This is a genomic window from Microcoleus sp. B4-C1, assembly GCF_036705285.1.
Classification (GTDB): Bacteria; Cyanobacteriota; Cyanobacteriia; order Cyanobacteriales; family Microcoleaceae; genus Microcoleus.
The window spans coordinates 44720-60337 of sequence record NZ_JAUBUC010000041.1; the positions used below are offsets into that span (position 1 = coordinate 44720).

Annotated in this window: 8 protein-coding genes; 7 read left to right on the top strand and 1 reads right to left on the bottom strand. The window is 46.8% G+C overall.

All coding sequences use genetic code 11. The features are described 5' to 3' along the window. Positions 1–30 precede the first annotated feature (30 nt). The 5 genes from QUB26_RS17535 (at position 31) to QUB26_RS17555 (ending at position 5743) form a co-directional block, all read left to right on the top strand. Positions 31–1191 (top strand): J domain-containing protein, encoded by a 1161-nt coding sequence (locus QUB26_RS17535; RefSeq protein WP_333241930.1) that lies wholly within the window; start codon positions 31–33, stop codon positions 1189–1191. A gap of 105 nt (positions 1192–1296) precedes the next feature. Continuing rightward, positions 1297–2235 (top strand): Rpn family recombination-promoting nuclease/putative transposase, encoded by a 939-nt coding sequence (locus QUB26_RS17540; RefSeq protein ID WP_333241932.1) that lies wholly within the window; start codon positions 1297–1299, stop codon positions 2233–2235. A 140-nt stretch (positions 2236–2375) separates the two neighbouring features. Then, the gene (locus QUB26_RS17545) at positions 2376–4826 is read left to right on the top strand and encodes a dynamin family protein (RefSeq protein ID WP_333319012.1); all 2451 of its coding nucleotides are present in this window, start codon (positions 2376–2378) and stop codon (positions 4824–4826) included. A gap of 186 nt (positions 4827–5012) precedes the next feature. Then, complete coding sequence (locus tag QUB26_RS17550) at positions 5013–5447, top strand: KGK domain-containing protein (RefSeq protein WP_333319014.1); 435 nt, start codon at positions 5013–5015, stop codon at positions 5445–5447. 50 nt (positions 5448–5497) lie between these two features. Continuing rightward, positions 5498–5743 (top strand): HNH endonuclease, encoded by a 246-nt coding sequence (locus tag QUB26_RS17555; protein ID WP_015179287.1) that lies wholly within the window; start codon positions 5498–5500, stop codon positions 5741–5743. Between the two features lie 259 nt (positions 5744–6002). Here QUB26_RS17555 and QUB26_RS17560 read toward each other — a convergent pair whose 3' ends face one another. Next, positions 6003–9815 carry a sugar-binding domain-containing protein gene (locus QUB26_RS17560; protein WP_333319016.1) on the bottom strand — a complete coding sequence of 1271 codons (3813 nt, stop codon included), beginning with the start codon at positions 9813–9815 and terminating at the stop codon, positions 6003–6005. A gap of 229 nt (positions 9816–10044) precedes the next feature. Between QUB26_RS17560 and QUB26_RS17565 the strand changes: the two genes are divergently transcribed. Both QUB26_RS17565 and QUB26_RS17570 read left to right on the top strand, forming a co-directional pair. Beyond that, a complete protein-coding gene (locus QUB26_RS17565; protein ID WP_333319018.1) occupies positions 10045–15162 on the top strand; it encodes a PAS domain S-box protein in 5118 nt (1705 codons plus the stop codon). Positions 15163–15169: 7 nt separating this feature from the next. Then, positions 15170–15412 carry a hypothetical protein gene (locus QUB26_RS17570; RefSeq protein WP_333319020.1) on the top strand — a complete coding sequence of 81 codons (243 nt, stop codon included), beginning with the start codon at positions 15170–15172 and terminating at the stop codon, positions 15410–15412. Positions 15413–15618: the final 206 nt, after the last annotated feature.

Here is a 15618-nt window from a genome sequence, read left to right on the forward strand (position 1 = left end):
TGACTAATAACTAATGACTAATGACTAACTATGCAGAATTTTCGCAATTACTATCTAATTTTGGGAGTGCCCAAAGATGCCACGGCTGATGAGATAAAAAAAGCCTATCGACGGCTAGCCAGACAGTTGCACCCTGACGTAAATCCAGGGGATCAATCTGCTGAAGATAAGTTTAAGGATATTAATGAAGCTTATGATATTCTTTCCGATATCGAGAAGCGCGCTCAATACGATCAGTTTAGTAAATTCTGGAAACAAAAGGGATTTCAAGGAAAGCAAGGGGTGCGACTTCCCAATTTCAAAACTTGGGGAAACACTAAAACTACCCGGAAAAAACCGACCGAAGATGTCGATTTTAGTGATTACTCGGATTTTAATAAATTTCTCGACCAAGTGCTCGGAAGACGCCGGGAAGTGAGGATGGCGACAGCGAATGATACACAGGGAGTAGCCTCCTCTGAACCGTGGAGTACGGCTTCTAAGAAAACGAGTTATGTTGCTAATTCTCGCCCACCTAGAAGGGATTTTGACGATCGCGAAATGCGACGAGAAACAGTCGATCGCGAAATGCGACGAGAAACAGTCGATCGCGAAATGCGACGGGAAGCAGTCGATCGCGAAATGCGACGGGATGTGGACGATCGGGAAATTCGACGGGAAGCAGTCGATCGCGAACCCAGAAGAGACATTGAGGCCAGACTAACTCTGCCTTTGGAAAGGGCTTATTCGGGCGGTACCGAGCGAATTCGTTTGGAAGATGGGCGAGCGATCGAGGTGAATCTGCCTGCTGCTATGGTATCAGGCCAGCGGATTCGCTTGCGAAATCAAGGTATGGGCGGGGGAGATTTATATTTAAAAATCACGGTTTCTCCCCATCCCTTTTTTCGCTTGGAAATGTCGGATATTTGCTGCGAATTGCCACTGACTCCCAGCGAAGCGGTGTTGGGTGGAGATATTGAAGTACCGACGCTAGACGGCTTGGTAAAGATGAAATTGCCGCCGGGAGTAACATCTGGAAAGCGGTTGCGGCTGGCTAACAAAGGCTATCCGACTGGAAATGGCGATCGGGGCGATCAATTGGTAGAAATTCAGGTGTTAATTCCCAAAGAAATTAGTGAAGAGGAACGAGAATTGTACGAGAAGTTGCGACAGGTTGAGTCTTTAAAACCCCGTCAAGATTTGTCAGTATAAATTTTTAGGGTGCGCGATTCACACCGGAGACCTTGTTGGTATAATGTAATAGGGTGAGCTTCCGGCACCTGAAGCCTTAACTATTACAAATTTACCATTACCAATATGTTCACATTCATCAATCCTAAAACTGATTTTGCTTTCAAAAAAATATTCGGTTCTGAAAATAGCAAAGACATTCTCAAGAGTTTTTTGAATGCCTTGCTGTATGACAGTCAGCCCACCATCGAAAGTTTGCAAATCCTCGATCCTCATTCACTACCGCTAATTCGAGGTCTTAAGGATACTTACGTCGATATTAGAGCTCAGTTAAATGACGGCACAAATGTAATTATCGAGATGCAGGTTTTGAACGTAGAGGCTTTTGAAAAGCGGATTTTGTACAATGCAGCCAAAGCTTATTCAACGCAATTAGAAACAGCAGAACAATATGTAATGTTGAATCCAGTGATTGCCTTGACCATCACTGATTTTGAGATGTTTGAGGATTTTAGGAAAGTAATTTCGCGGTTTGTCCTGAAAGAAAGAGAGTTCTTGAGCGATTATCCTATTTTCGATTTTGAATTGGTTTTTGTTGAGTTACCCAAGTTCCAAAAAAGTTTGAACGAGTTAGAAACATTAACCGATAAGTGGATTTATTTTCTCAAAACTGCTAGGGACTTAAACGCAGTACCTGCAACAATGGAAGAGGTGCCAGAGATTAGTCAAGCATTTGCAATAGCGACTAAAGCTAATTTGAGCTATGACGAATTAAGCGAGTTGCAAAAACAGGAAATTTACATCCAAGACCGTCGGGGAGCAATCACTAAAGCCGTCAGCATAGCAACAGAAAAAGGCAGACAAGAAGGAATTAAGGAAGGACAAATAGCACTGATTGTTCGTCTGTTGGAACGCCGTGTAGGTGCTGTCACTCCCGAAGTTCAAAGTCTAATTGGGGAATTGTCGATCGACCAATTGGAAAACTTAGGAGAAGCCTTGTTAAATTTTAACGAAATATCAGATTTAACAGCTTGGCTGCAAACACAAGATTTACCTGCAGAATAGCCGTTAGCGCAGCCCTCGAAGAGGATCGCACTTTCAGCAATCGTCGCTCACATAAGTAAAATTACTGTTGTGATTATTCCTGAACTAGCAGAGAATTAACAATAAGGTAATTTTCCCACAATCAGGAGCAGTCTGCCGCCATGACTCAAATGCCCCCTCAATGCACCAGTCTGCAAGAGCAAGTTGATTCTTTAGTGCAACTGCTGCGTCAGGAATCGTCTTTGCGACAACAAGATATCACGGCGGTACAAGCTTCTCTGAAAAAGGCAATTTCTCCTGAGTTTGAAATTGTGTTTGCTGGCGCTTTCAGTGCGGGAAAATCTATGTTAATTAATGCTTTGCTGGAGCGGGAATTGCTCTACAGTGCAGAAGGACACGCGACAGGTACGGAATGTTATATCGCCTTTGCTGAGCCGGAAAAAGAGCGCGTTGTTCTCACTTTTTTGAGCGAGTTTGAGATTAGCCAGCAAGCTTCTGTGCTGTGCCATCAGTTAGGTTTAGCTACTGAACTTAATATTAATCAAACAGATGTAGTGTCCCTGTTGTCTCAGGGATGTAACATAATTATTGAAACGGAAGGCGGCGAAAATAAATCCGAGGTAGCCAAAAAAGCTAAGGCTTTGATGCTGCTGTTAGAAGGGTTTGAGGCAAATCGCGATCGCATCCAAACTCTCGAAAACGCTACCTACTCGATGGAACAGTTTAACTTTTCCAATCTGAAGGAAGCTGCTAGTTATGCCCGTCGCGGTAGTAACAGTGCTGTACTCAAGCGAGTTGAATATTACTGTTATCATCCGCTGCTGCAAGATGGCAATATTATTATCGATACGCCGGGAATTGATGCACCGGTGCAACGGGATGCAGAATTGACTTATGATAAGATTGAAAGCCCCGATACTTCGGCGGTTGTCTGCGTTTTGAAAGCGGCTTCGTCTGGGGAAATGACGACGGAGGAAACCGAGTTGATGGAAAAAACACGGGGAAATCCGGGAATTCGCGATCGACTGTTTTACATTTTCAACCGCATCGACGAAACTTGGTACAACACGCAACTGCGACAGCGCTTAGAAAATTTGATTAATTCTGACTTTCGCGATACTGCGAGAGTTTACAAAACTAGCGGATTGTTGGGATTTTACGGGAGTTTGATTCGAGGGACAACAGGGCGCGATCGATTTGGTTTAAATACAATCTTTGCCACCAGTCAACCGCGAGTTTCTGTAGATGATAAATTAGATTCAGAATTTATCGGTATTAGTGAAGAAACTCCGCAATTTGTTAGTGAATTTAATCGCTACTGTGCGAATTCCGGCAAACTGTCTCCCAGCAAATTTCGCATTTCAGTGAACAGCTACGAAACACCCAATGAAAACTACGTGCGGATTCTTGCAGAACAAGGACAACCATTAATTGGTCAATTAATTCAAGATAGCGGCATCGAAGATTTTCGCACAGCCATCACCCGCTACCTCACCGAAGAAAAACGCCCGCAACTGTTCAAAAATTTAGCTGACGATTTAGAAGATTTGTGCATTCAACTGCGGAAACATTACCAAACAATTCAGCGGAATTTGGACAGCCAGCCCCGCGAAATTGAGGCGATGAAAGCACAGGAACTTTTGCGGTTAAATCAAGAATTGCAGCAAGTTGGGGAGGAATTTCGCGAACATATCGCCGAAGAAGTCAATGACATGATTATGAACAGATGCGATATTTTCGATATAGACTTTCGGCAATTGCAATCTCGGATGATCCGGCGCTTGGATGAGTTGTTAGATGGATTTTCTGTTGAGGCGGCTTACGGACGCACTTTGCGGAATCATCCCCGCAATGCTACAGCACCTTTAATTGCTGTTTTAGTTGAAGCACTTTATTATTTAGCGAATCAGTTGGAAGATATTTTAGTAGAGGCTACTAAGTCACTGGTTGATAATTATTTCCAGTATTTGAAAGATAGCGTTCGCAAGTCTGAATACTATCGATTACTTTATCGGTTGTTGGGGAACGACGGGGGAATTGAACAGCAGTTAGAGGAGTTATCAAAGCGGGTTTCGGATGCTTTGGTAAATGCGGCGGGCGTTGAGTGCGATCGCTACGTGCGAGAAAGTCCCCGTTTTTACGACGAAGGCACATTTTCGATTTATCAATTCCGGGAAACATTGCAGCAAACTTCTCAAGGTTTCGACTGCGAAAACATGGTAGACGCGCAACCAGCAATTCGGCAATTATTGCGGCTGGATTTTGAGCCTAAAGTATCTAGAACTATTCGGCAAACTTTCCGCCAAACTGTCAACCAAACCCTGAAAGAGCATTTGTTGCCGCTGGCCCAAAAGCAAGCTGATGATATTTTGCAGAAATACAGTCAAGCCCGCGATTATTTGGAGCAAACTTTGGCACAGGAGGCGGAGGAAAAGATTGCTGGGAATCTGCGGCGGCAAGCTGAAAACGAGCAGAAAATTCAAGAGTACGATCGGGCAGTTTCTGGGATTAATAGTTGTTTGCAGGCGATGAAGTTGCACGAGCATTTGTTGCCTGTAATTGGACAAAATGATGGTGTTTCGGTGGAATATGAGGCGAAAGATATTGATTGAAATTACGGCGATTGGAAATCGCGCCTACACAGACAAAACCCGCCTACGCGGGTTGAAAACATTCTTAGTCCGCGCAGGCGGACATTGTTTGTGTAGACGCGAATTCTATTCGCCGGGGCTATTGTCAAAAGAGAGATGCTACTCTAAAATAGTTAGGATGACAGTTAAAAAAACTTAGAGATTAATATGGAAGATAAATTTGATTTTCACAACTGCGGTAATGAGGACGCTTTATCTTTCGGTAACGCAATGCTTAAAGTAGAAAAACTCAAGGAAACAGTAAATGGAGTTTTGCCTGAATATGGGTTAGGAGAGAAACTCACTCAGTTGTTGAATCAACAAAAACTATACATTTATGTAGGTTTAAATACTGACCAACAACCTAATGCTTATGAGAACTGGTTTGGTCAAGGTATAGATTGTGAAATTCTCAGAGTGGGTGCTCAGGGCTGGAAGAAAGGAAAGATGAAGCTCAAACTCAATGTCACCATAGAGTTTTGCCCAGACGAACCAGAATTTGAAGAAACACCAGAAAACAACGAGTCAGAAACTAGCAAACCAGAATCCCCCCTCGATGATTTGCGTCGCCAACTTCTCAATCAAGAAAACTCACCCAGCTAATCCATCAAACATCCGCGTTAATTCGCCTTCATCTGCGGTTAAAAATCATCATGTCTAAAACCCCAAGAATTCCCATTCCCCCAGAAGTCAGAAAATACGTATTTACTCGCAATAAATACCAATGCCAAAGCTGCGGCCAAACCAAACTAGAAACCCAACTGACGATCGATCATATCATCCCCCTAGCGCGCGGCGGCAGCAACGACATCAGCAACTTGCAAACCCTCTGCGGCACCTGCAACCAAAAGAAAACCGACAAACTAGACCCGCGCTTCAGGCGACACTTTGACCTGTGATATTTAACAGTATAATAAAATCAGCAATTTAAGGTTGAAATTGCTAACCTCTGTTCGATCGCACTTTTAATCCCTAGCTTGGATAACTGCAATGGTGACAAATTGCACCATTGTCAAGAACAGGCAAGATGCCTGTTCCACAAGAAAATTTATCTCTTGTGGAACAGGCATCTTGCCTGTTCCTAAGCAAGTAATTGAGAATGGTGGAACATCTCAGTTACATCCGTTACATCCGCTACAAAATCCGCTGCCGAACTTCCTACCATCGATAATACCGATAAGGATCGTCCCCCTTCTCAAAATCCGTTCTGTAATCCCAGTGATAAAACTCCCCACTCGAACCGTTAAACACAGATCCATCCGCCTTAAAACTAGCCCCTAAATTAGCCAAAATCTGAGCATTTGCCCTGGTTTGCCGCCAGCGAGTAAAACGCAAATAAGTCTTAGTATCAGCATTCAAACTGTCAGGTTCAATCTGAGAAAAAATCGCCACACCCTTGCCAACTTTTACCCGACTTAACAAACCGTCCGCACCAATTTGTCCCCCAGACTTAATCAACCAAGTATCATAAAAAGAGCGCGATCGCAAATCTGAAGCGCTAACCCCCTTCACCTCATCCCAACTCGGAACCGCCAGCGAACCTCCGAAATCCTGCGCTTGCTGCAAACCCACGCCCAAACCCGCAGCAGGCACTTGACGCGGCAAGAAAAACGCCTTCCCGCCAGCATTCAAATAACCGCGCAAATCTGCATCTTTCAGATTCGCTTCTCTCCCCACAATCGCCAAACCAACATCATTAGAAAGCGAACTAGCGCGCTGATAAATTACCCCCAAACTGTCCAACTTTTGGGCATCTCCATCTCCCCCAATTAAAACCACTTGATCCGGCTTTCCAACCACCGGAGAATTCATCCCGTAACTCACAATTTGTTGCACTAACTGCGCCGCCCCAGCATCTACAGAATAATGGTCTTCCAAATCCAACTCGTTTAAAATCAGCCGCCCTTTTCCGTAATCCAATTCCATCAGCGGCGAATAAGCTAAATCAAACTCAGATTCCAAAATGGGGCGCCAACCGCTGCGGTGCGGTTTCTCAATAGAAGCGCTACTGACACCGCCGCGATTTCCCCAACGCCAGCCGTACCAAGGTTTATTTGCCGGACTCAAATTAGGGCCAGTTTGAATCGTATCTGGATAAGCTTCCAGCAGCGTGCTTTCCCCCGCCCAATCCCGCAAATCTTCACTGTCTAAACCGCTAATTGCGGGATGGTTGCTGTCAACTGGATAAGCGCGGCGGCTGACGTGGGCAGCAACTCGGAAACCTGTATTTTCCAGCCATTCCCTGCGTTGAGGAAACACAATTGCTTTGCCGCCGTTTCGCACAAAACTTTCTAAACTTCCCGGCCAATTTTCCCCGCTAGAAAATGCTTCCCTACCGATAATTAATAACGATGAAACTTGCGAACCATTCCACGGTACAAGCTGATGACCTAACTGTTTTAACATGGCCGATGTTTTGCCTGCTGGGTCGAAGATTGTCAGCGTATCCTTGCTTTTGGCTTGCTTGGGAAAAACGCGGAAAGCAAATGTATCAGAATGCGATCGATCGCCCACTCGCGCAGTCAAGCGAATTTCGCCGTCAGCCTTGCTAGAAATGGTATTTGGCAATTTTACGTCAATTGGGAAAAACAGCGTTCCTGCCTGCTCAATCGTCCCTTTTTGCTCGCCTTTTTTTACTTCTTTCCCCCCCACCAAAACCCGCCAATTAAACGAAAATTCTTGCGCCGTCCGCGTATCGTTAATTAACACTACTTGCTTGGCCAGTTTTCCGCCCACAAACAAATTGTGATCTTTCGCAGTAAAAACCGGGCTAGCACCAGCAATCCAAGCCAAAGTCGAGCTATTATTATTCATAATTGCCTCGCCCCCAGGATGAACAGTGAAAGCTTCGGGCTGGTAATAATTCAAAAGATTATTCGATACTTGCTTCAAATAAACTCCCCGGCGACCAGGTTTAAATGCCCCAATATCCACCTTTTTTCTGCCAGCTTCGGAAAGTTCCCAACCATGTCCGTCATTCCAAGGAATCATCCCCCCAGACATTCCAAAAGTCCGCCAACTCCGCCAAGTATTTGTACTGAATAACTGCTGCAACTTTTGAAAAGCGGGTGCAAAATCCAACTCTTTTTTAATATGCCAGTTTTGATACTCCTGACCATTGATAAACTGCTCGCGAATTTTAGATTTATAAGCGGCAGTTTCCAACTCGTAAGCCTGCTTGCCAAAATAAATTGCCGCAAACTCAGTCATCCAAGGTTCGCTGACAATTGCCTGACCAAAACCTTTGCGGGCCCGCATCATCGTTGCGTGCAGAGGAGTCCCAAACTCGACTGCCATGTAGGGCCTTTCCCCGGTTTTGCTCCACTCAGAAATCCACTCTTCTCGTTCTTGCAAGGGAATCAGATTTAAATAAGAATTCAGCGCATAAACATCGCCGAAGTGTGCGCCTTGGTGTACCATCACAGGTCTGGTTCGGTCGGCAGATTTAATCGTCGCTAAAGCGTCATTTCCTAGGGGAGTGTTGACCCGCAAACGCTGGTTTTCCGAGGGACTGAGAGTTCCTTCTACTTTGCTTTTGCCGATGCGACGGGGATTTAAATCGTCAGCGTTGCCGAAAAAATTAGGACTTGTCGCCCACATTAATACTGATGGATGATTGCGGTAACGGCGCATTTCAGTCACCATTCGGTCTTTCCAGCGGTTTTTCCACAGGGGGTTCTTCCACTTGCCGTTCCAAGCGATAGGACTAATGTCTAAAGCGGGAGCCATAATGGGAAAACCTTTGAGGTCTGCTCTTTCGGAAAATAACTCTCGGAAGTGCCATCTACCCCGTTCGTCGTGATTCCAAGGCCACATTTCTGTTATGTTAAAACCTGCTTTTACGTAGCCATCAATTAGGCTGTCAGCAACTTCTACTGTCCCGCCTTGCCAAGTATCGGAGTGCAAGTTTGGTCGCAGCCGAAATTCAGTTCCGTTTAAGAAAAATTTGCGCCCTTCTATCCAAAATTCGCGGAAGCCAAAAGGTTGGTCGTATTGCGTGTCAATGCCGCTGCCTTTTACTTCTAATTGTAGGGTGTAAAGGTTTGGTTCCCCGACATCCCAAAGACGGGGATTTTGCCAATTCCACTGAACTTGTAGGGTTTGAATAGGTTTAGCTTTAACGTTGGCAGTGCCTGTAAATTTTTGTTCTACTTTGCCTTTTTCGTCGAGCATTTGCGCTATTATTTCTACTTGACCGCTTTGGGCAACGTCTTTGAGTTCAATATCTAATTTAACTTGCTTTTTTCGGGTGGAAGTTTGGACGAATACGTCCCTAATTAGCGGGCCTGGGGGAAGGCTCAGAAGCCGTACCTCGCCGATGATTCCCCGCGATTGCAACTGGGATTTTTCTGTGTAGATTTCTGTGGGGCCCATGATGACGGCTTTTTCCTTTTCATCGGATACTGCCACGACTAAAATAGATAGGGTGTTTTGACCTGGTTTTGCTGCTTTGGTAATTTCAATAGTGCCGTAGGGCCAGGGGATTTGACCGCAGTTAATGCCGTTGACAAAGATGACTGCATCGGTGCTAACTCTGGCTAAGTCGAGAAAAATTCGGCGGTTTGTCCAGTCGCCGGGAATGTCTATTTTTCTCTGATACCAAGCTTTTGATAGTTGTTTACTGTTGAAGTTTTCCCAATCTTTGCCGCTGCCGCGAGTGATGATTCCGGGTACGGATTCGTTGTTTTCTTTTTGCCAGTCTCCGGGTACTTGGATGGAGCCCCAATTTGGCGAGACGGGGGGGTTTTGGGGGTTGCCAACTGCGGGGACAAATTGCCAATTTCCGTTGAGATAGATTTGGGATCGTTTGTTGTCGATCGCCCCGACGGCCGCGGTGGTAAGATTGGGGAAGCCGATCGATATCGCTGAGCTGCTGGCGAAGTTGGGATTTTGCAGCGCATAACCGACAAATCCAAAGAGGGTGGCGGCTGCGAAAAATAATCCGATAATTTTGGCCAGCTTGTGATTCACTCGCTTATTGCTCCCAGAAATTAGATAATCTCATTTGTCCCTTGATCTATGATAGCAGTTGCTTCAGCAGCAATCCCGCAGCCAATCTGTCTCTGGGAAGATGGCAAAGAGCCGACAAATGTGGTTTTGTATAGAAAAAATAAATACTTAGTTTTAACTAAGTTTTAACTAAGTTGTTTCATCGACATCAGCAATAGTGCTATCGCGCCATCGCTACAGGTCAACCAAAATGAGTCGGTTTCAGGTCTTGCCCTTACCCATTAAATCTTACAGTATTGCTACATTTAGTGCCGGCACGGCTTTACTGCTGACAACTCTGTTACTTTTTTTATTCGAGGAAGTTCCTGCAATCTTACTTTTTGCCGCTGCGGTTATCGCTTGGTATGCTGGCTTAAAGTTCGCAGAACCAGAACTAGAAATTGAACGTAATATTATTTCCAAAGTAATTGACACGACGGCTTGCTTAATTGTAGTCCTAGACAACCAAGGACGGATTGTGCGCTTTAACCAAGCTTGCGAAAAAATTACAGGCTACTCGACAGCAGAAGTGCTCAATAAATGTGTTTGGGATGTGTTCTTAATCTCCGAAGAAGTAGAGCCAGTTAAAACTGTTTTTACCAAGCTCAATGTCGAAAACTTTAACAGCGAGTATCAAAATTATTGGCGCACTAAAAATGGGGACAAGCGCTTAATTTCTTGGTCGAATACTGTGACCATAGATGGCGATGGTTTGGTAGAATATGTGATAGGAACTGGTATTGATATTACCGATCGCAAAGAAGCAGAAATAGCCCTAGCATTATCCTACACTAACCTAGAAACTCGCGTCAAAGAACGCACAGCAGAACTGACAGTAGCTAAAGAAGCGCTGCAAGCTCAAGAAGAACGATTTCGCTGTTTAAGTTCCTGTTCGCCTGTCGGCATTTTTATGGCCGATTCCCAGGGGCGCTACACCTATGCAAACCCACGCTGTCAGGCTATTTGCGGCTTGAGTTTGACAGAACTTTTAGGAGACGGTTGGGAGAAGTGCATTCACCCGGAAGACAGCGATCGCGTATTGAGCCGATGGCTGGATTATACTCGGCAAGGTGGGGAATATGCGATCGAGTATCGCCTGCAAACACCAGAGGGGATTGTGCGCTGGATTAACGTTTGTTCCTCGCCGATGTTTTCCGACTCCGGCGAACTCATCGGATACGTGGGTACGGTGAGAGATGTCACGGAAAGACAACAAGCGCAAGCAGCTTTGGCAAATAGCGAACAGCAACTGAGAACACTGCTAGAAAATACGCCAGATATAATTATCCGCACGGACAAAGAGCTGCGTTATATTTATGTCAATCAAGCCGTTGAAAGAAGCCAAGGAAAACCAATTTCATTCTTCCTTGGTAAAACCAGTCAAGAAATAGGAATACCGCCGGAACAGTGCCAGATGTGGGATGAAACCCTGCACAAAGTGTTAGAAACAGGTAGAGAAGAAATTGTCGAGTTTCAGGCTTTCTCAATCAACGGCATCCGAAGTTATCAATCCCGCGTAGTTCCAGAATTTGACAAAAATGGCGTACCAGAATCAGCCTTAATTGTCGCCCGCGATATCACAGAAATAAAACTTGCAGAAACTCAAAGATTGCAGTTAACAATTGAGCAAACAGCAAGGGAAAAAGCGGAAATAGAACAGCAGCGCTCGGCATTTTTAGCAGAAGTCAGCAAAATGCTGGCTGATGCGTTTGACGGGGAAACGGTGCTGCAAAAGGTAGCCGAATTAGCAATAAATTCGATCGCGGATGGGTGCTGCATTCATTTGACCGAAACGGGGTCAAAAGTGCGTCTAGTCGCTGTGGCTCACGCAGAACCCTCCACAGTTGAGACTATTAATAACTTCAGCATCCGCAGTTCGATCGCCGAAAATGCTGTTAACGGCTATCCGCTGGTAATCCGCTGCGGCAAATCCGAACTAATTGCCGAAGTGGATGAGGAGATTTTAGCAGCAGGAGCCGAAAATGCAGCAGAATTGGAAATACTTCGATCGCTCAATATCGGATCTCACGCTTGCGTACCGCTGAGAGCTCGCGGGCGGGTAATGGGTTCCATCACTTGCTTTACCTCAAAGTTTGGCCGCCGCTACAATGCAGAAGACATGGCAATGCTAGAAGACCTAGCATACCGCGTGGCGATCGCCCTAGACAACGCCAGACTTTACGCAGAAGCGCAACAAGCACTATCTCAAACATCGCAATCCTTTGCCTTAATTGACGCGCTGTTAGAAGCATCTCCCCTAGCCATTTGCTTTCTGGATCGCGAAATGCGCTTCATCCGTATCAATAAAGTCTTAGCAGAACTCCACGGTTTGCCCGCCGAACAGCATATCGGCCAAGATTTCCGGCAATTGTTGCCAGAATCCGCCGCCAAATTTGCCCCGATTATTCAGCAAGTTTTAGACACCGGTCAGCCTGTTTTAAACATAGAATTTAGCGGCGAACCTGATGGAAAACCAGGATATTTCGGCTACTGGGTAGCCAACTACTACCCAGTGAAAAATGAAAGGGGAGAAATAATCGGAGTTGGCCTAATTATCACAGATATTACCGCAGCAAAACAAACAGAATTAGCTTTGCGGGAAAGCGAAATGCGCTTCCGCAGTGTGGTAGAATCTAACATGATAGGCATCGGTTTCTGGGATGGCAACGGGGAAGTTACTGACGCTAACGACGCCTTGCTGGAAATGATTGGATATACGAGGGAAGACTTAGTTTCGGGACAGATTCACTGGAGGGAACTCACGGCGCCGGAATATATAGAACTCGATCGCATCGCCCTCGCGCAAGTCGAAGCATCAGGAAGTTGCGCGCCTTTTGAAAAAGAATACATCCGCAAAGACGGCACGCGGTTCCCAGTTTTAGTCGGCGGCGGAAACTTCCAAGGATGCACAGACAAAGGAGCATTCTTCGTACTAGATATCACCGATCGCAAACAAGCCCAAAATCAACTTCGAGAAAACGAAATACGCATTCGCCGCCAACTAGCAGAACTCGACTTAGTTTACAAAACCACACCAGTCGGGCTGTGCTTTGTCGATACAAATTTGCGCTACATCCGCCTGAACGAATGCCTCGCTGCGATCAACGGGCGATCGATCCCAGAACACATCGGGCGCACCGTTAGAGAGGTAATTCCCGAAATGGCCGATATTGTAGAGCGAATTTACCGCCAAGTGCTGGCGACACAAACCCCCGTGCTCGACTTGGAAATTAAGGCAGAAACCAAGCAACAGCCGGGAGTTTTACGGGATTGGCAAATCAGCTTTTACCCAGTGAGCGATCAATCAGGAACACTCCTGGGAGTCAGCACCGTGATTGCCGAAATTACCGATCGCAACCAAGCAAAACGGGTAATGCAGCAAAGCGAAGCCATATTCCGGCGGCTGTTCGAGTCAAATATTTTCGGAGTTGCGATCGGCGATTTTAGCGGCCGCATCGCCTACGCCAACCAATCCCTGCTCAACATGGTCGGCTACACCCGCTCAGACTTGCTCTCCGGTAAAATGCGTTGGGACAGAATGACCCCCCCCGAATACCTGCATCTCGACGCCTTAGCGGCCGGGGAACTGCGGGTTCAGGGAGTCGCAACTCCTTTCAAGAAAGAGTACATCCGCAAAGATGGCAGTCGCGTGCCGATTCTGATGGGCGGAACCACTCTGTCCCCGGACGATCGCGAACCAGAGACGATCGTCACATTCTACATCGACTTGACCGAGATATCGCGGGTGGAAGCAGAACTCAAACACAATCAAGAACGGCTGCAAATCGCTCAGCAAGCAGGCAAAATCGGAACTTTTGAATTGAACATCCAAACCTGCGAGGTCGCCTGTACGCCGGAGTTAGAGGCTTTGTACGGGCTGCCTGTCGGCAGTTTAGACAGCTATCAAAGTTGGGCCCAAATGGTGCATCCAGACGATCGCACTGTTACCGAACAGCAGGTGCAAGCTGCGGGGGCTTCCGGGGAGGAATTAAACATAGAGTTCCGCATTTGCCGCCCGGACAAAAGCGTGGGCTGGATTGCTTGCAGGGCTAAGGTGTTTGAGGACGATCGGGGTTTGCCTTGGCGGATGATCGGGGTGAACGTCGATATCAGCGATCGCAAAGAAGCAGAAGCAGCGCGATCGCACATCCATCAAACTTTAGAAGCCTTGATTCAGGCTTGTCCCCTAGCAATTACCGTTTTGGACTGCGACGACGGCACTGTGAAAATGTGGAACCCAGCAGCCGAGAGGATTTTTGGCTGGAATGAATCAGAAGCGGTAGGTCAATTTGTGCCCTGCCTTCCCGCAGACAAGCGGGAAGAATTCACGGCTAATTTGAAAAAAATTCGCGCTGGAAAGGCGATCGCGGGCATGGAAACCCACCGCCAAAGGAAAGACGGCAGCTCGCTAGACATCAGTTTGTGGGCAACTCCAGTCCGCGACAGCAACGGCAATATCAACTGTATGTCAATCATCGCCGACATCAGCGATCGCAAGCAAGTCGAGGCCCAACGCGCTCAGTTGCTCGAGCGCGAACAAGCCGCGCGGGCGGAAGCAGAAGCTATCAGTCGCCGGAAAGACGAGTTTCTAGACTCTCTTTCCCACGAATTGCGAACGCCTTTAAATGTGATTCAGGGGTGGGCACAGATCCTGCGCGCCCACCCCAACAACCAAGATAAATTAGCTTCGGGTTTGGAAGCCATTGAGCGTCAGTCGAAGGTGCAGATCCAGCTAGTGGAAGATTTGCTCGATGTTTCCCGGATTATTCAAGGCAAACTGGTTCTGAAACCCGGCTGGTTCTACATGGTAAGGACGATCGAGGCGGCTCATAATTCAGTTCGTTTGGCAGCCGAGGCCAAGTCTGTCATCATTTCGTTAGAACTTGACCCCGCAGTCAGCTTGATGTGGGGCGACGCCCAGAGGTTGCAGCAGGTAGTGTGGAATTTGCTGACTAACGCCGTGAAGTTTACGCCTTCGGGGGGAACTGTGCAACTGCGCTTGTCTGCGGTGGCTGTTAGCGATTCCTCATCACCCAATTACGTGCAAATTACAGTCAGCGATACCGGAAAGGGCATTTCTGCTGAGTTTCTGCCCTACGTGTTCGATCGCTTCCGACAAGCAGACGCCTCGAAAACTAAGGCTGACAGCGGTTTAGGACTGGGATTGGCGATCGTCGAGCACTTGGTGCAACTCCACGGGGGTACTGTGACTGCGGAAAGTCCCGGTAAAGACCAGGGTGCGACATTTACGGTGACACTGCCACTCAAACAGCCTCGGAGTAAGAAGGGGCAGTTGAGAGGAGTCGCCACCGCATATTTTAGTCAGTGATATCGCTATGCTGGTTGAGGACGGCTACTCGCCGATCCGCACAGTGCGATCGTCCGCATCCGACAACATCAAGCGCTTGCCGGCCGTGGCGCTGACAGCTTATGCTAGCGAACAAGACCGCGATCGGGCGATCGCCGCTGGTTACAACTCACATCTTGCACCATTCTCGCTTAACAGGCTTTCTGGCCTGTTCCACAAGAAAATTCACTCTTTGTGGAACAGGCCAGAAAGCCTGTTCCTAGACAAGTAATTGAGAATGGTGCAAGATGTGAGTTACAACGAACACTTAACAAAGCCGATCGAACCCGCTCTCTTCGCCACCGTTTTAGCCAAGTTAACAAATTTGCATTAGGGCGATCGGGTGCGATGAACGCACAAATAAGGATCGCGAATTAAATAACTTACAATTTTAATTGTTATTGTGGGATGGGCGTCCCGCCCGTCCAAAAAGGACGG